Annotated in this window: 17 protein-coding genes; 6 read left to right on the top strand and 11 right to left on the bottom strand. The window is 29.0% G+C overall.

The window, feature by feature from the left end:
- Positions 1–9: 9 nt before the first annotated feature.
- Complete coding sequence (locus BW723_RS15205; RefSeq protein ID WP_068358208.1) at positions 10–450, bottom strand: DUF4870 domain-containing protein; 441 nt, start codon at positions 448–450, stop codon at positions 10–12.
- 232 nt (positions 451–682) lie between these two features.
- Between BW723_RS15205 and BW723_RS15200 the strand changes: the two genes are divergently transcribed.
- On the top strand, positions 683–1,144 hold the full coding sequence (locus tag BW723_RS15200) for a DUF4442 domain-containing protein (RefSeq protein ID WP_068358212.1): 462 nt from the start codon (positions 683–685) through the stop codon (positions 1,142–1,144).
- Here BW723_RS15200 and BW723_RS17870 read toward each other — a convergent pair.
- Positions 1,141–1,287, bottom strand: a complete 147-nt coding sequence (locus BW723_RS17870; RefSeq protein ID WP_169835738.1) for a hypothetical protein — start codon at positions 1,285–1,287, stop codon at positions 1,141–1,143. The genes BW723_RS15200 and BW723_RS17870 overlap by 4 nt on opposite strands.
- A gap of 201 nt (positions 1,288–1,488) precedes the next feature.
- Between BW723_RS17870 and BW723_RS15195 the strand changes: the two genes are divergently transcribed.
- A complete protein-coding gene (locus BW723_RS15195) occupies positions 1,489–1,860 on the top strand; it encodes a hypothetical protein (RefSeq protein ID WP_068358216.1) in 372 nt (123 codons plus the stop codon).
- Between the two features lie 103 nt (positions 1,861–1,963).
- Positions 1,964–2,764, top strand: a complete 801-nt coding sequence (locus BW723_RS15190; RefSeq protein WP_068358256.1) for a TIGR00266 family protein — start codon at positions 1,964–1,966, stop codon at positions 2,762–2,764.
- Positions 2,765–2,830: 66 nt separating this feature from the next.
- On the opposite strand, the gene BW723_RS15185 is transcribed toward BW723_RS15190, so the two are convergent.
- Both BW723_RS15185 and BW723_RS15180 read right to left on the bottom strand, forming a co-directional pair.
- Positions 2,831–4,093 carry a helix-turn-helix transcriptional regulator gene (locus BW723_RS15185; protein WP_068358219.1) on the bottom strand — a complete coding sequence of 421 codons (1,263 nt, stop codon included), beginning with the start codon at positions 4,091–4,093 and terminating at the stop codon, positions 2,831–2,833.
- Positions 4,094–4,335: 242 nt separating this feature from the next.
- A complete protein-coding gene (locus BW723_RS15180; RefSeq protein WP_068358224.1) occupies positions 4,336–5,052 on the bottom strand; it encodes a YebC/PmpR family DNA-binding transcriptional regulator in 717 nt (238 codons plus the stop codon).
- Positions 5,053–5,207: 155 nt separating this feature from the next.
- Here BW723_RS15180 and BW723_RS15175 point away from each other — a divergent pair, with 155 nt between their 5' ends.
- Positions 5,208–6,365, top strand: a complete 1,158-nt coding sequence (locus tag BW723_RS15175; protein ID WP_083139604.1) for a T9SS type A sorting domain-containing protein — start codon at positions 5,208–5,210, stop codon at positions 6,363–6,365.
- Positions 6,366–6,426: 61 nt separating this feature from the next.
- On the opposite strand, the gene BW723_RS15170 is transcribed toward BW723_RS15175, so the two are convergent.
- The 7 genes from BW723_RS15170 to BW723_RS15140 form a co-directional block, all read right to left on the bottom strand.
- Positions 6,427–7,611 carry an acetate/propionate family kinase gene (locus BW723_RS15170; RefSeq protein WP_068358230.1) on the bottom strand — a complete coding sequence of 395 codons (1,185 nt, stop codon included), beginning with the start codon at positions 7,609–7,611 and terminating at the stop codon, positions 6,427–6,429.
- Positions 7,612–7,613: 2 nt separating this feature from the next.
- Positions 7,614–9,707 (bottom strand): phosphate acetyltransferase, encoded by a 2,094-nt coding sequence (gene pta / locus BW723_RS15165; RefSeq protein WP_068358234.1) that lies wholly within the window; start codon positions 9,705–9,707, stop codon positions 7,614–7,616.
- Positions 9,708–9,807: 100 nt separating this feature from the next.
- Complete coding sequence (locus BW723_RS15160) at positions 9,808–11,436, bottom strand: acyl-CoA carboxylase subunit beta (RefSeq protein WP_068358238.1); 1,629 nt, start codon at positions 11,434–11,436, stop codon at positions 9,808–9,810.
- A gap of 75 nt (positions 11,437–11,511) precedes the next feature.
- Positions 11,512–17,010: a T9SS type B sorting domain-containing protein gene (locus BW723_RS15155; protein ID WP_076686415.1), complete on the bottom strand. Its 5,499-nt coding sequence runs from the start codon at positions 17,008–17,010 to the stop codon at positions 11,512–11,514.
- 199 nt (positions 17,011–17,209) lie between these two features.
- Positions 17,210–18,055: an ABC transporter permease gene (locus tag BW723_RS15150; RefSeq protein WP_068359183.1), complete on the bottom strand. Its 846-nt coding sequence runs from the start codon at positions 18,053–18,055 to the stop codon at positions 17,210–17,212.
- Positions 18,056–18,074: 19 nt separating this feature from the next.
- Complete coding sequence (locus BW723_RS15145; RefSeq protein ID WP_068359181.1) at positions 18,075–18,974, bottom strand: ABC transporter ATP-binding protein; 900 nt, start codon at positions 18,972–18,974, stop codon at positions 18,075–18,077.
- A gap of 189 nt (positions 18,975–19,163) precedes the next feature.
- On the bottom strand, positions 19,164–19,652 hold the full coding sequence (locus BW723_RS15140) for an IS1096 element passenger TnpR family protein (RefSeq protein ID WP_068359179.1): 489 nt from the start codon (positions 19,650–19,652) through the stop codon (positions 19,164–19,166).
- 71 nt (positions 19,653–19,723) lie between these two features.
- Here BW723_RS15140 and BW723_RS15135 point away from each other — a divergent pair, with 71 nt between their 5' ends.
- Both BW723_RS15135 and BW723_RS15130 read left to right on the top strand, forming a co-directional pair.
- Positions 19,724–20,140 carry a PaaI family thioesterase gene (locus BW723_RS15135; RefSeq protein ID WP_068359173.1) on the top strand — a complete coding sequence of 139 codons (417 nt, stop codon included), beginning with the start codon at positions 19,724–19,726 and terminating at the stop codon, positions 20,138–20,140.
- A 3-nt stretch (positions 20,141–20,143) separates the two neighbouring features.
- Positions 20,144–21,184 carry a chorismate-binding protein gene (locus tag BW723_RS15130; protein ID WP_175335398.1) on the top strand — a complete coding sequence of 347 codons (1,041 nt, stop codon included), beginning with the start codon at positions 20,144–20,146 and terminating at the stop codon, positions 21,182–21,184.
- The last annotated feature ends 83 nt before the right edge of the window (positions 21,185–21,267 follow it).

Genomic DNA, 21,267 nt, shown 5'->3' with positions numbered 1-21,267 from the left:
ATTGTGATTTTATTTTATAAATTTTATTGTTAAAGGGTATTTGTAATTTTCACCTTCTCTTGCTTTAATCGATGCTATAATTACCAGTGCAATACCTATAATGTATACCAAACCTGCAACAGATCCAAAACCTAAAAAGCCAAATAAATTATGGGTGTCAAAATCTAGATTTAGATTAAAATTATTCCAATTAAAATGACGACGATGATTGTTAAAAATAGATCCGAAGGCAAAAGGTATAAATACTATAGAAATTAGAAATACATAAAGTGTATAGCTAATATTAAAGTTTACAGCTTCTTTACCTTGTTCATCTAAAAATACACTTCTATCTTTTAGAGTTTGCCAAGCAATTAAAGGTGTAATGATATTACCAAAAGGAAACATAAAACCCGCAAATGCAGATATATGAATTAAAAAGGCATTGGTGTTTTCGTTATTTTTTTTCATTTTCTAAAATATATAATACTTTCTTATGCAAATATATATCCTAAAAAAGGTATTATGCAATACATAGTACTATAATTAACATTTTTTTAACAATTGTGATTTGAAATTATTTGTAATGATTATTGCTGAAAACGTTTGGTATGATTGAGTTTAATTATAAAATAACTATCTTGCTAATTGATTTTAAAAAAAAGATTAAAAAATACTTATTATCAATTTTAACAAACTAAAAATGAAATTTACACCTGCAAAAGTCAATTTTTTTAACCTAATAAAGCTGCCTTTAGCATTTTTTGGAGGTGTAAGAGTAAAATCGATTACAGATTCTGAAGTAGTTGTAACTATAAAACATAGATGGATGAATCAAAATCCGTTTAAAAGTATGTTTTGGGCTGCACAAGGTATGGCTGCAGAAATGCCAACAGGTATTTTAGTAATGAAAGCCATTTACGATTCTAAACGAAAAGTATCGATGTTAGTTACACATCAAGAAGCCAATTTTTACAAAAAGGCAACTGGTAGAATTGTATTCACTTGCTCTGGAGGTAATGAGATTAGAGAAGCAATTCAAAAATCTATAGAAACAGGTGAGGGGCAGTTGATTGTTTTAACTTCTATTGGAAGAAACACAGAAGGAGTTGAAGTGTCTAATTTCCATTTTCATTGGAGTATAAAAGTAAAAAGCGAAGCTTAACTTTGCTTTTGATACAATTGAGGTCTTTCTTCATTATAATCACAATCTTGAAAAATTCCACAAGACACATTTGTTCTTGCTAGAGATTTAGTGATTTCAAATTCTTTTGATAACGCTTCGATTTCAGGAGTTAAATATTTCATATTTGTTGTTTAATTTTAGACCAAAAGTAATTGTTTTGTTAAAACTGTTAAGTTAAGAAAACTTTAAAATTCACTGTTTAATTTTAAATCTATGTTTATAATAGATTATAATGTTAAGACAATAATTTAAATATAAAATTCATTTTAAAACTTATAAACTGGTATAAAGTTTGTAGTTAGGTACCTCAAAACCTTATAAAAATGAAACAAAAAAAACAATTAATTTTTTTAATTTTAACAGCATTGCTACTTATTCAATGTAGCCCAACATTAAATTACTTAGGTAATAATTATGCGCCCACAACAGATGTTTCTGTTTATTTTGATGAAAATGAAATACAAGAAAAATATAAAGTAATGGGTTTATTAACCTTTAATGCTGAACCAATTTATGATAATGATGATAGAAATGAGATTACAACTTTAATAGTAAATAAAGGTAAAGAAGTAGGTGCAGATGCTGTATTAGTAACAAAATTTTCTAGTAATGTTCAGCAAGAAATACCAGATAGAATAGTTGCTAGAGATTCTGAAAAACTTTTTATTGAGGCTAAATTTCTTAAATTTGAGTAATTACAATATTTTTTTGTAACAAAAGTTTAGTTTGTTATTCTAATAGTAAAACTTAAAAAATATGTTCCAAGATAGATTACCAAATAACTCGTCAAATAATAATATGAACGCTCACGAAATTGATTATAAAATTTTCGGTGAAGAAATGCAATTTGTAGAAATAGAATTAGACCCTCAAGAAGGTGTTGTTGCAGAAGCTGGTACTTTTATGATGATGGATAATCATATTAAAATGAATACTATTTTAGGTGATGGATCTAATCAAGATAAAGGAATTTTAGGAAAGATATTTTCTGCTGGTAAACGAATTTTAACAGGAGAAAGTTTGTTTATGACTGTTTTTACGAATGATGGTGTAGGTAAAAAACAAATTTCGTTTGCTTCTCCTTATCCAGGGAAAATTATTCCCATTGATTTAAATGAATTTGGAGGAAAATTTATTTGCCAAAAAGATGCTTTTCTATGTGCAGCAAAAGGAGTTTCTATAGGTATTGAATTTTCTAAAAAACTAGGTAGAGGCTTATTTGGAGGAGAAGGTTTTATCATGCAAAAGATGGAGGGTGATGGATTAGGGTTTATTCATGCAGGAGGTACAATGGCAAAAAAAGTTCTACAACCTGGCGAAGTTTTAAAAGTAGATACAGGTTGTATTGTTGGTTTTACACAAACCGTAAATTATGATATTGAATTTGTTGGCGGAATTAAAAATACCGTTTTTGGAGGAGAAGGTTTGTTTTTTGCAAATTTAACTGGTCCAGGAACTGTTTATATTCAATCTTTACCTTTTAGTAGATTAGCAGGTAGAGTTTTGGCTATGGCACCAAAAACAGGTAACGGAAGTAGAGGAGAAGGCTCTATTTTAGGAGGAATAGGAGATATTTTAGATGGTGATAATAAGTTTTAATAGTTTTAATAACTCATAAAAAATTCCAAACTTTTAAGTTTGGGATTTTTATCTTTTATCAGATTTTTAAATATTAAGTAAATAGTCTCTTAAATCTATTTCTTCATTTAAATCCATTTTCTTTTTTATTCGATATCTGGCAGTTTGTACAGATCTAGGATCTATTAATAAAATTCTTGCAATTTCTTTAGTTTGTAAATGCAGTTTTATAAACATACAATGCCTTAATTCTGTTTCTGTTATCGAAGGATGTTTTGCTAATAGTTTATCAAAAAAGTTTTCATGAACAGCATTAAAGTGTTGTTTTAAAATTTGCCAATCTTCATCATTCTCTAAAACATAATCGATTTGATGGTTAATACTTTTAATTAACGATTTGTCTTCTGTTTTAATTCCTTTTACATCAGCTTTAATCTCTTTAAAATATTGTTTATGATGCAGTAAATTTGTAGATAATGAAACCATTTCTTTCTCTTTCTCTAAAAGCTCTGACTTTGAAGCAATTAAATTTTGATTTATTTCTGCAATTCTTTTTTTACCATTTTGCAAAGTAAAATAAATAACTACTATAGAAATTATTAAAAGTACACTTAAAATAAAAACTAAAATCTGTAAACTGAATTTTACATTTTCTAAATTTTCTTTTTTACTAAGTGTTTTTTCGTTTTCAAATTTTAAATTTAATAGTTCAATTCTATTTTCTAAATTTGAGGTTGTTTTATTTTTATTCTCCACTACAAAAGATAAAATTTCTAAACTTTCATGACCTAATAACTCTAAACTAAATATGCAATCACTAGAGGTAATATAAGATTGATGTACAGATACTAAAATTGTATTTTCTCCTTCTTTAAAAATACTGTTATCAAAAAAGTGTTGATAATATTTATGCTCATCTTTATCTTTAACGGTACTAATTGCTACAGTCTTTGCACCAATAGTAGAGTTTGGCATATTATCTCTAAATAATTCTTTACCATTAACATAAACTACAGCTCCATCATCTCTAAGTAATTTAAACTCATAGGCTAAATGTGTGTTTTTAATAAAAATTTTCTTAGCAAAATATTTAGTTACTTTTCTTACATTTTTATCTTTTTCTGTATGAATAGTTGTATTATTTTTTCTATCACCATAACCAATAGGAGTAATACCAGTTTTCCAATTCGACAAATTTAAATCTTTATACCAATCAGTTTCTAAATAATCTTGATCGTAATAATACCATGTTTCTTCGTTCTTAATTAGAATGTCTTGAGATAAAACGGAAGAAATATTAAGAAATATTAAAACAAACCTAATAGATTTAATTTTATGAAGAATTTTCATTTTTTTTAACTTAGTATATACTTTAGAGTGTAAATATAGTAGTTTTATAGTTAAAAAATAACTTATGTAGTAGCTTAGTAGTGATATAATTTTAACATATGCTAAATACTATGTTATATTTGTGGTATTAATATTTATATTAGTGTATTGAATATTGGGGGATATTTTACATTAAATTAAAAAAGTCGTGATTGTTAAAAATCACGACTTTTGCTTTTGTTTAAAAATTAGAATTTAACTGATTATTCTTCCATAGAATGATAAACAGAATTTACATCATCATCTTCTTCTAATTTTTCTAATAATTTTTCTACATCTGCTTTTTGATCTTCATTTAATTTAACAGTGGTAGTTGGTATTCTTTCGAAACCAGAAGATAAAATTTCTATATTGTTTTCTTCAAAATAAGATTGTAATGAACCAAATTGCTCAAAAGGGGCATAAATGATAACTCCTTCTTCATCATCAAAAACCTCTTCAACTTCAAAATCGATGAGTTCTAATTCTAGTTCTTCCATATCAATAGTAATGTCTTCCTTTTTTACAGTAAAGTTACACGTATGATCAAACATAAAAACTACAGAACCAGAAGTACCAAGGTTACCATCGCATTTATTAAAAGCAGCTCTAACATTAGCAACTGTTCTATTATTGTTATCTGTAGCAGTTTCTAAAAGAATAGCAACACCATGAGGAGCATAACCTTCAAATAAAACTTCTTTATAATTTGCAGTATCTTTATCTGTTGCTTTTTTTATAGCTCTTGCAACATTATCTTTAGGCATATTTGCTGCCTTTGCATTTTGTATAACAGCTCTTAAACGTGAGTTAGAATCTGGGTTAGGACCACCTTCTTTTACAGCCATAACAATGTCTTTACCAATTCTGGTAAAAGTTTTTGCCATTGCTGACCAGCGTTTCATTTTTCTTGCTTTCCTGAACTCAAATGCTCTACCCATTTCTATTGATTTTTTAAATGCTCACAAAGGTAAAAATTCGCAATTAGTCTTGCAATTTTTTTGAAGTTTCATATTTAAAATATACCTATTTATAGGTATTGACCTTTCTAATAATAAACAATAGTTTTGGTTGATAAATTTAAAATTTAATTGATATGAAAAAAATTACATTACTGCTTTTCACATTTATGACAACCATTATAGTAAGTCAAAACAAACTCACGTCCAGTTTAGGAGAGTACTTTGATAATTCAAATTGGGTAAACAATAACAAATCTGAATTTATTTATGACAGCAATAAAAATCTAACTGCAGAAACTGAGTTTTATTGGGATTATTCTAATTCTAAATGGACAAAGTCTTACGCAAGTTTTTATACTTATAATGCCAATAATAAAGTTACTATTGAGCTTTCTGAACATTATAACACCAATGGCACATTATTTTCACAATATAGAACGACAAATGCTTATGATTCTAATGGGAAATTAATTGAAATTTTATATGAGTTTAATGGTGGTAGCCTTTGGGAAATTGAAGATAAGTTTATTTTAGAGTATAATACAAATAATGAGCTTTCAGGAGCTATAGCATATCAATGGAATGGATCTAATTGGGTATTTGGTGAAGATTCTTCTAAAATAACTTTAAGTTACAATTCAAATAATAAAGTTAGTATTTCTAAGTCTGATAGTTGGGATAATACGAAGTGGGTAGATTCTGATAGAACTGTGTATACTTACGATTCTAATGATAGAATTATAATTGAAGATGGACAATCTTGGGATGGTACTAATTGGGTAACTGACTATAAATCTGAATATACTTATGATAGTAATGGAAATGCAGTTACAGAAAAAGAATCTTATTTAGATAATGGTGTACTAACTGAGCAACCTGTAGAAACCATTACTTTTGATACTAGTCAACTTATGGCTAATTTTTCACATCCTTATAAAGATAAAACCGGTATAGATTTTATATTTTCTGCAAACGGAATTGTAAATAAAATTTTAAGTAGATCAAACACAAATTATAGAACTACTTATAATTATAATGAAGTTACTGCAAGTACTAAAGATATAACAATGGTAGATTTTGATGTATATCCAAATCCGGCAACATCTTTTTTGACTATTGATGATGCTAATTTTACCCTTAAAAAAGTAGAATTGTATAATGTACTTGGTAAAAAAGTATTGACTTCATCAGAAAATAAAATAAATATCCAAAACTTAACTAGTGGAGTATATTTATTAAAAGTTGAAACAGAAAAAGGAATTATTGCTACCAAAAGAATTGTAAAAAAATAAATAGTTCCCCAAAATTATAAGGTATTTCTGAAGATAATTACTTCAGAAATACCTTTATTTATTACTTGATTAAATTGTAAGATTGTTTTGCAATCTCAATCTCTTCGTTAGTAGGTATAATTAAAACTTTTACTTTAGATGATTCTGTTTGGATTTCTCTAATTTCTTTAGAGCGAACCTTATTCTTTTTTTCATCTAAGTTTATGCCTAAAAAATCTAAATTTTCACAGGCTAATTTTCTCATAATTGCCGAGTTTTCTCCAATTCCTGCTGTAAAAATAATTGCATCTAACCCATTTAAAATAGTTGCATATGCACCAATATATTTTTTAATTCGGTAAGCAGCTAAGTTTAAAGCATTTTGGCAATCTTCGTTTCCGCTTGCAGCTTTTTCAGAAATTTCTCTTAAATCAGAAAAACCAGTTAAGCCTTTCATTCCAGATTGTTTCTGTAATAAATTATTTACTTCTTCTGCAGTTTTATTGAATTTTTTCATCAGAAAGAAAACTACTGAATGATCTATGTCTCCAGAACGAGTTCCCATAATTAATCCATTTGCAGGACCTAAACCTAAAGAAGTATCAATACATTTACCATCTTTAATGGCAGTAATACTACATCCATTTCCTAAATGAATAGAAAGTAAATTTTTAGACTTTTTACCTAAATATTCAATTGCTTTTTCAGAAACGTATTTATGACTTGTGCCGTGAAAACCATAAGCTCTAATTTTATGCTCATCTAAATAAGAATTTGCAATTGCATATTGGTAAGCTTCTCTAGGCATTGTTTGATGAAAAGCAGTATCAAAAATAGCAATTTGTTTAGCTGATGTAAAGATGTTTTCGGCAATTTCAATGCCTGTTAAATTAGCAGGGTTATGCAAAGGAGCTAAATCAAATAATTCTTTTATGTTGTCTTTAACTTCTTGATTTACAATAACTGTTTTGCTAAATTTATTTCCTCCATGAACTACTCTGTGGCCAACAGCCTCAATATCATCAACAGAAGAAATAACACCTAATTCTTTATTTAGTAAAGCCTCAGCTACTTTTTTTAACCCTATTTCATGATTTAAAATTGGTAAAACTTCAGTATGTTTTTTATCGTCTTTTTCATGTGTAAAAATAGCATCTTGCATACCAATTCTTTCTACAATACCCACGCATTTTACAGTTTCTGCAGGCATTTCTATCAATTGATATTTTAAGGATGATGATCCTGCGTTTAAAACTAAAATTTTCATAATTATTCTTGTTCTGCTTGAATTGCGGTTAATAATACTGTATTAAAAATGTCGTCTACTGTACAGCCTCTACTTAAATCGTTTACAGGTTTGTTTAAACCTTGTAACATTGGTCCAATAGCTAATGCGCCTGTTTCTCTTTGTATGGCTTTATAAGTGTTGTTTCCTGTATTTAAATCAGGAAAAATTAATACGGATGCTTGACCAGCGACTTCAGAATTTGGCATTTTAGTTTTTGCTACAGACATATCTACTGCAGCATCATATTGTATAGGTCCTTCAATTTTTAAATTAGGATTTTTTGCTTTAACAATTTCTGTTGCTTTTCTTACTTTTTCTACTTCTTCTCCTTTTCCAGAGCTTCCTGATGAGTAAGATAACATTGCTACTTTTGCTTCAATACCAAAAGCTTCTGCAGATTGTGCTGAAGATATGGCAATTTCTGCTAATTGTTCTGCATTTGGGTTTGGATTTACAGCACAGTCTCCCATTACAGAAACTCTATCTGACAAACACATAAAAAATACTGAAGATACTACAGAAACACCCGGTTTTGTTTTTATCAACTGTAAAGAAGGTTTAATGGTATGCATTGTTGTATGAACAGCACCAGAAACCATTCCGTCTGCTAAACCATTCATTATCATTAAAGTTCCATAATAAGAAACATCTCTTGTTAAATCGTTTGCAGTAGTTTCTGTCATTCCTTTATGTTTACGAGCTTCATATAAGGTTTTGGCAAAATCATCATTATGAATAGAATCTTCAGGATTTAAAATATTAATACTGTCTAAATCGATTTGTAAACCAATTTGATCGCATTTTAATTGAATGGTATTTTTATCACCTAATAAAGTTAAATCTACAATATCTAATAATTGTAAACGTGCTGCAGCTCTAATAATTCTTTCATCATCGCCTTCTGGTAAAACAATATGTTTCTTTTTAACTCTTGCTTTTTGCAATAAATTATATTGAAACATACTTGGCGTTAACTTATCTGATTTGTGAGAAGTTAATTTTTTTGTTAAACCTTCTGCATTTACATATTTATCGAAAGTATCTAAAGACAATAAAATCTTTTTTTCGTGTGTAGCGTAAATTTTTGATTTAACAGAACCTATTTTGTTTGTTATTTTAAATGTTCCACCATCAGCTAAAATAATTGGCACTGTAGATTGTACACCTTCAATTAATTTAAGAATCGATTCTTCTGGTGTTAACGTACCTGTTAAAATAATACCTGCAATTTTTGGGTAATTGCTAGATGCATTTGCTTGTAAAGCACCTAAAATTATATCAGCTCTATCTCCAGGTGTTACAACTAAAGCATTTTCTTTAATACGTGTTAAGTAATTACGCAATTGCATAGCACCTGTACTATAACTACCAATGGCATTATCTAAAAATTGTTCTCCAAATAAAACGCGTCCGTTTAAAGCTTGTACAACTTCTTTAACAGTTGGGAATGTTAAGAAATCTACTTTCGGAATAATATCTATTTGTAAATCTTTAGGGAAACTATGTTTTAGTTCTTTACAAATGTATTCTACTTCATCAACTTCAATTTTATTGGCTACTATACCAATTACATCTACTTCTTTATTGATAAAAGATTGGTAGGTAAGTTGCATAGTATTTACAAAGTCTTTCTTTTTTTTGCCATTTCCTGCACCTACAATTAATGCTGGTGCATTTAAGTTTTTGGCAATCATTAGATTTACATCTAATTCTGTAAAGCCACCTTCACCAGAAAAGTCTGTACCTTCTACTAATACGTAATCGTATTTGGCTTCTAATTTTTTATATTTTTTGATAACGTTATGAATTACATCATCAGATTTACCTTCACTTAATAACTCTACAACCTCACTTTGTTTGTAGGCATAACAGTCATCATAGTCAATGTCTAAATTAAAAAAATTAATAGCAGTGTTTGTATGGTCATCAAACTTACTGTCTTTTACTTCGTTTATAATTGGCCTAAAATAACCAACTTTAGAAGATTTGGTTAACATCATTCTTAAAAGACCTAATGAAACCAAAGATTTACCACTATCAGATTCAATAGTGGCAATGTAAATAGCTTTACTCATATTGTGTGATAATTTGTTAGATTACAAAAATAATAGTTATATCAAGTGCGATTTATGATATTAGTCATTAAATATTGATAATAATTTGGCATAAAATTTATTACACCTGCAATACACCCATATTAAATGGTTTTTCAATAGGAGCGTGGTTTGCTGCTTCAATTCCCATAGAAATCCAAGTTCTGGTTTCTAACGGATTTATTACAGCATCTGTCCAAATTCTGGCAGCTGCGTAATATGGGGAAATTTGCTTGTCGTATCGCGATTTTATTTTATCAAATAATTCAGCTTCTTTTTCTGGTGTAATTTCTTCACCACGTTTTTTTAAGGAAGCTGTTTCTATTTGCAATAAAACTTTTGCAGCAGAATTACCACTCATTACAGCCAATTCTGCACTTGGCCAAGCTACAATTAATCTTGGGTCGTAAGCTTTGCCACACATAGCATAATTTCCTGCACCGTAAGAATTACCAATTACAATAGTAAATTTTGGTACAACAGAATTACTTACTGCATTTACCATTTTAGCACCATCTTTTATAATTCCTCCATGTTCAGATTTAGAACCTACCATAAAACCTGTAACATCTTGTAAAAAAACTAAAGGTATTTTTTTCTGATTACAATTGGCAATAAAGCGTGTTGCTTTATCAGCAGAATCGTTATAAATAACACCACCAAATTGCATTTCTCCTTTTTTAGTTTTTACCAATTTACGTTGATTTGCAACAATACCAACTGCCCAACCATCAATTCTGGCATAACCTGTTATTATAGTTTTTCCATAACCTTCTTTGTATTGTTCAAATTCAGAATTGTCTACCAATCGTTTTATGATTTCTAGCATATCATATTGTGCATTTCTTTCTTTTGGTAAAATTCCAAAGATATCATCTTCGTTTTCTTTTGGTGGATAAGCTTCTGTTTTACTAAAACCAGCTTTATCATAATCACCAATTTTATCAACAATAAATTTAATTTTGTCTAAAGCATCTTTATCGTCTTTTGCTTTGTAATCTGTAACACCAGATATTTCGCAATGCGTAGTTGCACCACCTAAAGTTTCATTATCAATAGATTCGCCAATTGCAGCTTTTACTAAATAACTGCCTGCTAAAAAAATACTTGCTGTTTTATCTACAATTAAAGCTTCATCACTCATAATTGGTAAATAAGCGCCACCTGCAACACAACTTCCCATCACTGCAGAAATTTGAGTAATACCCATAGAACTCATTATGGCATTGTTTCTAAAAATGCGTCCAAAATGTTCTTTATCAGGAAAAATTTCATCTTGCATTGGCAAATAAACTCCTGCAGAATCTACTAAATAAATTATCGGAATTTTATTTTCTATGGATATTTCTTGTGCTCGTAAATTCTTTTTTCCAGTTATTGGAAACCAAGCTCCAGCTTTTACAGTTGCATCATTTGCAACAACTATACATTGTTTGCCTTTTATGTAACCCATTTTTACCACAACACCTCCAGAAGGACAACCACCATGTTCTGCATACATATCTTCACCAGCAAAAGCACCAATCTCAATCGATTTTGTGTTACTATCTAATAAATAATCTACTCTTTCACGAGCTGTCATTTTTCCTTTTTGATGATGTTTCTCTATTCTTTTTTGACCACCACCTAATTTTACTTTTGCAAAACGTCTTTTTAAATCTGATACTAATAATTTATTATAATCTTCGTTTTTGTTGAAGTTGATATCCATTGAAAAATGATTTCTTAAGTTTTATGCTAAATTAAGAAATATTAGCGGCTTTTTTTTTACAAATATTTAGACTTTTTATTTTCTTAAAAGTGAAAAATTTCCTTTTTTATTAATAGTTGGTTTATTCGTATCAGCAGGAATTAGAGTAATATTAAACCAATAATCATCAGAAGGTAATAGTTTTCCTTGGTACATACCATTCCAACCTTGGCTGTCTATTGGTTCTTGTGCTACTAATTTACCATATCTATTAAAAATATTGATACTCGCATTCGGATAAAATGTTTTATTTGCCCCTTTTACTACCCAAGTATCATTATAACCATCTGCATTAGGCGTAAAATATTTAGGAAATTGAATTACAGAAACTTCTAAAGTAGTATCAGGTGAACAACCATTTTTATCATTTACGATGATAGTATAAATTCCGCCTTCTAAATTCTCGAAAAGAGGTTCATCTTGAAAGCCAATCATTGGTGTTCTTTCGTTGTTTTCTGTTGTGTTTATTATTGCAAATTGATAATCTCCAGGGCCTAAATCGTTATTGATAACATCAATAGAAATCGATGAATTATCCTCACTACTAATGTTGTTAGATTCATCAATAATTGTTATAAAACTGTTTTCTAAAGTAGCAATGTTAGATGCATTTACTTCAATGGTTTCTGTTCTTTCACAAAAAGTTCCATTGGTTGTAGTTGCAGTAACTGTGTATTTACCAGCAGTTGTTACATCAATATTATCTACAGAAGTAGCGTTTAAAGTGTTTCCATTTTCATCTTTCCAAATATAAGTGTAAACATCTCTAGGACTTTCTACTGCTATATTTAATGGTAAATCATTTAAACATAAAATTTGTGGAGTAGTTACCATAAAATCTGGTAGAGGATTCACAATTACATCAAAAGTAGCATCATCATTTACACAAAGTGTTTGTTTGTTTTGAATACGAACATAAAAAGTTTCTGTTGTATTTGTATTTTGATAAGGAGAAACTACAGGATCATTACCAGAAGTAGCATCCGCTTGCGATTTATGAAAGGTAACCCAAAAATCATTCGGACTTTGAGAAGCGCCTAAAATTTCTGTTATTTTACTATCTAAATCGATGTTTTGTACTATTCCATTGGCATCATCACCATCTAAATCGTCATCACAATAGGCTAAGTTAGTAGGAGTTTCAAAAGTTGGTTCTGGATTTACAATCACATCAAAATTAGAAATTCCGTTAACACACATCGAATTTGTGTTTAAAATACGAACATAAATGGTTTCTCTATCAATAGTATTATTTGTGTATGGAGAAACCAAAGGCAGATTTCCAGATTGAGCATCAGCTAAAGAACGATGATAAGTTACAATGTGAATATTTGGATCTTGAGCACCTAAAATACCAGCAGTTTGCGATTCTAAATCAATAGATTGTGAAAAACCATTTCTTGCAGAACCATCAGAATTGTCATCACAAACTTCTAAATCATTCACAAAATTGGCAATTGGCACAGGATTTACAATTACATTAAAAGAAGTGTGATCTGTAAAACAACCAGTTGTGTTATTTGTAACACGCACATAAATTGGTTGAGAATCACGAACTGAATTTTCAAAAGGAGAAGTAAGTTCGTCAATTCCTGCATTCGCATCAGTTTCAGAATCGTGATAGGTTACAGTAAAATCCGCAGCATTTTGACCGTTTAAAATGGCTGTGGTTTGCGATTCTAAATCAAAATATTGTACAATTCCGTTTGTTGCATTACCATCAATTGCATCATCACAGAGTTCTAAATCTGGAACTACTTCTGCTGTTGGTACAGTATCAATTTGCACGTAAAATTCGCCTATTCCTTGGCAATCATTATTAATTGTACTTAGAATTTTATAGAAAATTGGGAACTGAATTCCGTTTGGAATATTGATAACTTCATTTTTAGAAATGTTGTTTCTGAAATTAGTAACATCAATTTCATTCAAAGAATTGTCTCTATCAGATTCATTTTCATAAAAGAAAACTTCTGTATTCATTGGTGGATTTATACCATTTATAATAGCAGTTTTATCCAAATAAAAATTAGTAATGTTATCTGTATCTGAATTGACTGCAGTATCATTTCCATCAACATCTAAAAAATCATCGCAAACGGGTGGTTGAAGATCATTGTAAGAATTTCTTATTGTTTGCCCAACATTTATAGTTAATTCACTTAAATCTGTTTCACAAGAAAACTCAGAAATTACTTTTACATAAACAGTTTCTGTAATATTAACTTGTACAGGATAGGAGGTAGGATCTGCAATTAAATTAGCTCCAGCCATATCTTCATAATACTCAAAAGTAACATTAGTAGTTTCAGAAATATTGATTTCTGCTAGCGTTAAATTAACTGTTGTATTGGTGTCAGCAACCTCTATACATTGATTTAATTCTGGGTTTGCTTTTAAAATTGGTAAGGGATTTACAGTTAGTGTAATTGAATTTGAAGTTTCTGTACAAGCATTACCAGTTCTATTTAAAATTACTCTGTATTGATAATTATGATAACTTAAAGGTGTATTTGTAATCTGTAAACTTGCTGAAGTACTGTTGCTGTAAACAGCATTATCTGTAATTGAAGACCAAGTAGAACCATCAGGAGAAATTTGCCATTGAAAACTATCTGCTGTTGTATCTATTGTAATTACATCAGTATCGTTTTCGCAAAAAATAACATCTTCAAAAGGAGTATTTATTTCTATTGGTGCACTTGTTATGTAATCTGAGTTTGGAGTGGTATAACCATCAGAATTGTTAATTATTTTTCCATTATTGTTTACTGAAAAAGGAGTTGCGTCTAGAATTCCATCATCATTATTATCTGTAAAACCAGCTTCAAAAACATCGAAACAATTGTCATTATCAGCATCTAATTCTAAAAAATTGTAAATATTATCAGCATCTGTGTCTAGAATTGTATATGCTAAGATATTATTATCTGGGGATGTTTCTAAGGCATTTAACAATCCGTTTAAACCAACATTTGCGGTAGTTGCATCATCTAAAATCCCATCATTATTTGCATCAGTTTCGGTTATGCCAGCTTCTACAAAATCAAATATTCCATCATTATCTGCATCTACATCTAAATGATTAGGAATGCCATCATTATCAGTATCAATATTTGTGATAATTCCTATAAAAACATCATCTAAACCATCTAAATCTGCATCTGTATTGGATAAAATTATTTTGGTTGCTGATGATTCTGAAATATCAGGAATACCATCATTATCAGAATCAAGATCAAACATATTTTCTATTCCATCACCATCAGAATCTAATGTAAAACAAGTTAATTCAAGATTTCCACTAAAAGTGGATGAAGCTGCAAGACCTGTAGATTGATGTTTAAAATCGATTTGATCTACTTGATTTGCAACAAACTTAAAATTACTTGAAGCACCAGTTGTATTGGCTTTATACTTAAAATGGATTTCTGAAGCAGAGATATTTGTAATACCAGATTCGAATTCACCATCAAAATTAGAATCAATTAAAAGTTGATCATCAGGATCTAAAAGGGTTACGTTTTTATTGCTTGGACCAATTTTAAGAATAAAAAATTCGCCATCAGAAATGGTGTGATCTAGATTTCTGTTTTGTGTGAATTTAAAATTTACATTTTGCGTAAAATTGAGTTCGTATTGTAATTTAGAATCTACAGAAGGATAAATGATGGATTGAAAATTTCCATTATTCTGACCTGTGTATGTATTTGTAACATCAGATTCTGAATAAACTCGAGAAAGAATTGCTGAATTTGTAGAGCTATCTTGAAAAATAATTTCAGGATTATCAGCATCTGCAAGATTTAAAGTGGCATTGCCTAAAGATTCATCGCAATTTAGGATTCCATCATTATCAATATCTACATCTAAATTATCTATAATTAAATCGCCATCAAAATCATCAGGACAAATGCTAACAGGAATTTCAATAGATTCAAAAGTAGCTCCAGTACAATCTATAGTACCAATTAAACGATATTTACCAGGTTCAGATTCTATAGGTTTATAAGTGTTATTTGAACTTCTTTCTTCCCAAGTTGAAGTAGTTTCATTATAATATTCCCATTTTATGCTATCAAATAAATTGGTGTTTGCAGCTTCTAAAGTAAGATTAGGAATACAATTACCTAAAGTTGAAACTGTAGTATCGAAATTAATTTCTGGAGCTGTAGGGAAACCTGAGTAAAAACTACCAGAAGTTGCAGCACCATTAACATTAAAATATGCACAATAGAGTTCATCACTACTATCTACAGAAATGTTTCCTGTAAGGTTGGTTACTTTATAAGTTTCGTAATCTGCAATTCCGTCATTATCAATGTCTATAGAAAAAGGACCAGAAGTAGCAAAATTCGTGATAGGTTGAGAATTGATATTTACTGATGCATTTACGTTGGTAACAATTGTAATACCGCCTGTAAAAGTTGTGTTACCAATACTTTCTATATTAGGTATATTATCTACTTTTCCTCTGCTTTCGCAACTTAACGGAGGTACAAAAAACATACCTTGGTTCGCTTCACTTGTATTAGCACCAACTCCTTGATAGGCAAAAGCAGGTTTAGAAGTTTTTACAAATAAGTTTCCATTTGCATTAAATTCATCACCTTCTATTAAAGTATATTCACCTTTATTTATAGTAGAGTTTATTCCATTTCTGCTTACTACAGTATTATCTTCGTGAGCAACAATTAAAACATTTTCCCAACCATTGCTACCATCACCTTTTACAAAAATATAATCTGTACCAATTTTATCTGCACCAACAATTTGATCTATACCATAATCACGTCCACCACCATTATGAAAACTACCATTTGCAGAACCCGTGTTTACTACAATATTTTTATCCGAAGAAATTAAAGTACCAATTAAACCATCTCTATTTACAATAACGTCATCTGCACTTGTTGCTACAATATAACTTTCACCTTCATTTAAAACCACAGAAAAAGGAAAAGTACTTGTATAGTTTTTTATCTCTAAACCTGGTGTAATATCATCAAAAGTAATTTGAGTATTATCTTCAGAAGCCATTACAGAAACAAAGTTTAAGTAATTACTTTGAGGATTTTCATTTGTAAACATACCTGCTCTAAAAGTTGTGCCTAAAGCAGATGATCCTTTACTTACTAAAGCACCTGCTTGCGCTCCACCACCTGCCAAAACTCTTACAGAAACATAAATCACGTCTGTAGCTTCTATAATGTAACCTTTATTGGTATGTACAGTTCCTGTTTCATTGGCATTTACAAATAATTGACTGTCTCCGGTAGCAATAAAAATTTCTTGCGGATTTGAGCTTGATACAATTCCTGTAATATCATTGTCTTGCCCTATTTGTTTTATAGTATAACTAACGTCTTTATTTGTAGGTGTTGAAATGTAAAAATACTGACTTTCAGGATTTGCATTTCCTTCTTCAGCATAAGTTAATGGTGGTATAAAATGTTTTTTACTTAACTGTGCTTTTACATCTTTACAATAGAAAATAAAAAGGATAAAAATGAATACTGATAGTTTAGATTTCAATGAGTAATTGTTTAATTAGGAATTATCTGCTAAAAATAATAAGAAATTAATAAAAATTAACCAATCTTATTACAATATTAGACCACTCACGTTCTAAATAGTTTAAAAAAAATCATATACTTTTTGAGTATATGATTTTGATTCATTTTATATTGAAATGTTATTCCTAAATCTAAACTATAGATTTAATAAATGAGGATTATAAATCTCTTTTTAATAATAATTTATAAGACAAATAAATGAATACGAATGTCCAGAAAGAAACAATTAAGATGTTTGTAAAATCTACAGAGTAACTTTTTGTAAAAGTTTCGCCCATAGTATTTGCAGCAGATCTTACAGCACCTAATCTAGAAAAAGGTTCTTTAATTAAATTAGTCATAGATTCTAAAGGCAAAAATTGCATAAATTTATCTACAGTATTACTAGTGTGTTCATTCTCATTAAATTGCCAGAAAAGATAACCTCTAAACATATTTTCTATAATTAGCCAAACAAACATAGCACCAATAGCAAACGCAGAGCGTTTTACTAAAATACCTAAGAATAAGCCAAAAGAGAAAAAACCGACTAATTTTATAAAGAAAGCTAGCAAGTATTCTAGATCAGAAACAATAATAGCAAACTCATTATAATCTGAATATACTAAACCTAAAACCAAAGAAACTACAAATACAAAAACAGTAGAAATACCTGCGAAAGCAATAACGGTATAGAATTTAGATAATATAAATTCCTTTTTACTCAAACCATCTATAAGGTTTTGCTTTAGTGTTTTATAACTGTATTCATTACTCATCATTGATACAATTACCAACAATAAAAAGAATTTTAAAATAGCAGCAATGTAGGTATTAAAGTGCCATATATATGGAAAATTAAAGATTCCTGCATCTGCTAAGTGTAATTTAAAATTACCAAATTCAAATTTTATAGCAGCAATTAATGCGATTGATGTAAGTAAACCAAAGTAAATAATAGACAGCACTTTACTTGCTCTATTATACTTTAATTTGTGAAATTCTATAGTAAGTAGTCTTAACATGACTTTATGTTTTTGTTGATTAGTTGTTTTTTGTTAAATCTAAAAATTGTTGTTCTAAACTTGGTTTACGTTTTACCAAATGGCTTAAAACAAAACCTTTATTAAACAAATCTTTATTGATTTCTGATGCCGATAAATTTTTACTCAAAGTTGCAATTATAGTTTCATGATCTTTAGAAACCTTTAAAATGGATTCGTGATTTTCTAAAAACTCAATTAATTGCTCTTCTTTAGCTTCAACTTTAAGTTCTAATAAACCATTAGAAGCTGTCATTTCATCAACTCTACCAGCGTATAATTTTACACCTTTTCTTATTACAACTACATGGCTACAGACTTTTTCTACTTCATCTAGAAGGTGAGAGGCTAACAAAATTGTAGTTCCATTGGCTGCAATTTTTTTAATAATTTCTCTAATTTCGTGAATTCCTTGCGGATCTAAACCATTTGTAGGTTCATCTAAAATTAATATTTCTGGATCGTTTAACAAGGCAGATGCAATTGCCAAACGCTGTTTCATACCCAAAGAAAAAGTTTTAAACTTACTATCTCTTCTTTCAAAAAGGTTTACTGTAGTTAGTTTTTCATTAATTTTTTCTGTTGATATTCCTTTTATTTTACAAATCAAAGCTAAATTTTGAGTTGCTGTCATATAAGGGTAAAAGTTAGGACGTTCTATAATTGCACCTACTTTTTTTAAGGCTTCATGGGTAGATAGTTTTCCATCAAACCAAGAAAACTCGCCAGAAGTTCGGTTTACAACATTTAAGATAATACCTAAAGTTGTCGATTTTCCAGAGCCATTAGGTCCTAGAATTCCGTAAACGTTTCCTTTTTGAATATCAAAAGAAAGATTATTCACAGCGTGAACAACTCCGTATTTTTTGTCTAAATTTTTAAGAGATAAGATTGTTTCCAAAGAAATTGATTTAGTCAGTTATAAAAAGTAAGACGACTAAAATACAATTTTGTTACGTAGAAAAACAGTTTTTAGTATACAGTTGGCAGTATATAGTTATAAACATTATAGAAATAATGCTATTTAATTTTATCTAATAATAAAATATTAATGTAAAGTTAAAGAATGTAACTGGAAACAGAATACTAATTAATATTCATTAAAATCGAATTCATCAAAAATATCGAATTCATCATCATCATGATCTTCACCTTCTAATTTATCAGCAATAAATTCTTTTTCAGGTGCTTCTGCAGGAATTTCACCAACTGATAAAATAGTTTGTGGTAAATCTGCTCTTTTTTCTGATGAAATTTCAACAACATCAACATAGAATGTCCACATATTTAAAAAATCGTAAACATAAATTAGCTTATCATTTTCTAATGGTAAAGTTTCATTTAAAATACAAGTTTGCATAGAAATTGCTTCACCAGCTTCTGCCATATTAAACAACGGAATTTCATCACCTTGGTTCCACTCATCATCAGTTTTGTAAAAAGAGGCCATTTCTTGACCTTCAAAACCAAAAGCAGTTGCAATTGAATTGTGTAAAACTTCTAAATTAATATGCTCATCAACCAAAATAGTTCTAATTACATCTTCTTTGGTATCTAAGATAACTCGTATTTTGTACATAAATTCGTTAAATATTGAGCTGCAAAAATACAATAAATTATGCTTATTTTTACATTCTTAATCACGCTTAAATGGATAAAGAAAAAACACTTATTACTTTAAATAATTTAAATAAAAACACCTTAATGGAAACTTTAGAAATAGAGTTTGTAGATGTGGGTTTAGATTTTGTAACTGCAAAAATGCCTGTAAATTCAAAGGTTTACCAACCTTATGGTATTTTGCATGGAGGTGCAACTGCAGCTTTAGCAGAAACTGTAGGTAGTTGTGCATCTGCTTTATTTGTAGATACAAAAACTAAAATTGTTAAAGGAATTGAGTTGAGTATTAATCACGTAAAAAGTGTTAAAGAAGGTTATGTTTTTGGTATTGCAAAACCAATTCATAAAGGTAGAACTACACATTTATGGGAAATTAAAATTGTTGATGAAAAAGACAACTTAATTTCTATTTGTAAACTAACCAATATTGTTTTAGACAAAAAGTAGTTGATGAGAATTTTTGATAAAGTAATTCGTCTTTACGACGAAAATTTACCTTTTGTAGTATATAGAAAACCAAAAAAAAATACGGTTTCTAGTTTTTTTATTACTGATGATAAGCTACATTTTACCAGTAATTTTAAAGAATCAGGTTTTGTTTTTGCGCCTTTTAATGCCAATGAAAAAGCCATTTTATTTCCTATAGAAAAATCAGAATGCTTAACTGAAGAAATTAAAATAGAAAATATTAATGCTAATGAAAATACTTTTTTGGTTGATGAAACTTCGAAAGAAAATCATATAAATATTGTTGAAAAAACAATTGATAAAATCAACAAATCAGAATTAAAAAAGGTTGTTATTTCTAGAAAAGAGTTGGTTAAAATCAGTGATTTTGATTTGCTAGAAATTTATAAAAAATTACTGCATAATTATAAAAATGCATTTGTGTATTGTTGGTTTCATCCTAAAGTTGGTTTGTGGTTTGGGGCAACGCCAGAAACACTTTTAAATATTAAAAATGATGATTTTAAAACAATGTCTTTGGCTGGTACTCAGGTTGATGAAGGTCAAATAAAACCAATCTGGAAAAGCAAAGAATTAGAAGAGCAACAATTAGTTACTGATTTTATAGAAGATCAATTAAAAGATATTTCAACAAACTTAAAAATTAATAAAACAGAAACTATAAAAGCAGGTAATTTACTGCATTTAAGAACCAAAGTAGAAGGGAAGCTGAGTGAAAAATCAGATTTAAAATCTTTAATTAGAGCTTTGCATCCAACACCTGCTGTTTGTGGTTTGCCTAGAAATTTGGCTAAAGATTTTATTCTAGAAAACGAAAATTACGATAGAAGTTTTTATACTGGTTTTTTGGGTGAATTAAATTTAGATAAAAAATCATCACTTTTTGTAAATTTAAGATGTATGGCTATCAAAAATAAAACTGCTGCTATTTATATTGGTGGTGGAATTACAAAAGATAGTAATGCTAAAAATGAGTGGCAAGAAACCGTTTCTAAAAGTAAAACAATGAAAAAAGTTTTATAAAAAAACTGCAAGCATAATTGCTTACAGTTTTTTGAAACGTGTAAATTGAATTTGAATTATATACTATATTTTTATGCTACATA

The sequence above is a fragment of the Polaribacter reichenbachii genome, assembly GCF_001975665.1.
GTDB classification, from domain to species: Bacteria; Bacteroidota; Bacteroidia; order Flavobacteriales; family Flavobacteriaceae; genus Polaribacter; species Polaribacter reichenbachii.
This window is presented reverse-complemented; position numbering and strand designations above follow the sequence as displayed.

Excerpts from the sequence above, each read along its gene's own strand:
- pta (WP_068358234.1), bottom strand. The coding sequence starts at position 9,707 with ATGAGTAAAGCTATTTACATTGCCACTATTGAATCTGATAGTGGTAAA.
- BW723_RS15130 (WP_175335398.1), top strand. The coding sequence starts at position 20,144 with ATGAGAATTTTTGATAAAGTAATTCGTCTTTACGACGAAAATTTACCT.
- BW723_RS15180 (WP_068358224.1), bottom strand. The coding sequence starts at position 5,052 with ATGGGTAGAGCATTTGAGTTCAGGAAAGCAAGAAAAATGAAACGCTGG.
- BW723_RS15140 (WP_068359179.1), bottom strand. The coding sequence starts at position 19,652 with ATGTACAAAATACGAGTTATCTTAGATACCAAAGAAGATGTAATTAGA.
- BW723_RS15200 (WP_068358212.1), top strand. The coding sequence starts at position 683 with ATGAAATTTACACCTGCAAAAGTCAATTTTTTTAACCTAATAAAGCTG.
- BW723_RS15135 (WP_068359173.1), top strand. The coding sequence starts at position 19,724 with ATGGATAAAGAAAAAACACTTATTACTTTAAATAATTTAAATAAAAAC.
- BW723_RS15190 (WP_068358256.1), top strand. The coding sequence starts at position 1,964 with ATGAACGCTCACGAAATTGATTATAAAATTTTCGGTGAAGAAATGCAA.
- BW723_RS17870 (WP_169835738.1), bottom strand. The coding sequence starts at position 1,287 with ATGAAATATTTAACTCCTGAAATCGAAGCGTTATCAAAAGAATTTGAA.
- BW723_RS15175 (WP_083139604.1), top strand. The coding sequence starts at position 5,208 with ATGAAAAAAATTACATTACTGCTTTTCACATTTATGACAACCATTATA.
- BW723_RS15195 (WP_068358216.1), top strand. The coding sequence starts at position 1,489 with ATGAAACAAAAAAAACAATTAATTTTTTTAATTTTAACAGCATTGCTA.
- BW723_RS15150 (WP_068359183.1), bottom strand. The coding sequence starts at position 18,055 with ATGTTAAGACTACTTACTATAGAATTTCACAAATTAAAGTATAATAGA.
- BW723_RS15185 (WP_068358219.1), bottom strand. The coding sequence starts at position 4,093 with ATGAAAATTCTTCATAAAATTAAATCTATTAGGTTTGTTTTAATATTT.
- BW723_RS15205 (WP_068358208.1), bottom strand. The coding sequence starts at position 450 with ATGAAAAAAAATAACGAAAACACCAATGCCTTTTTAATTCATATATCT.
- BW723_RS15160 (WP_068358238.1), bottom strand. The coding sequence starts at position 11,436 with ATGGATATCAACTTCAACAAAAACGAAGATTATAATAAATTATTAGTA.
- BW723_RS15170 (WP_068358230.1), bottom strand. The coding sequence starts at position 7,611 with ATGAAAATTTTAGTTTTAAACGCAGGATCATCATCCTTAAAATATCAA.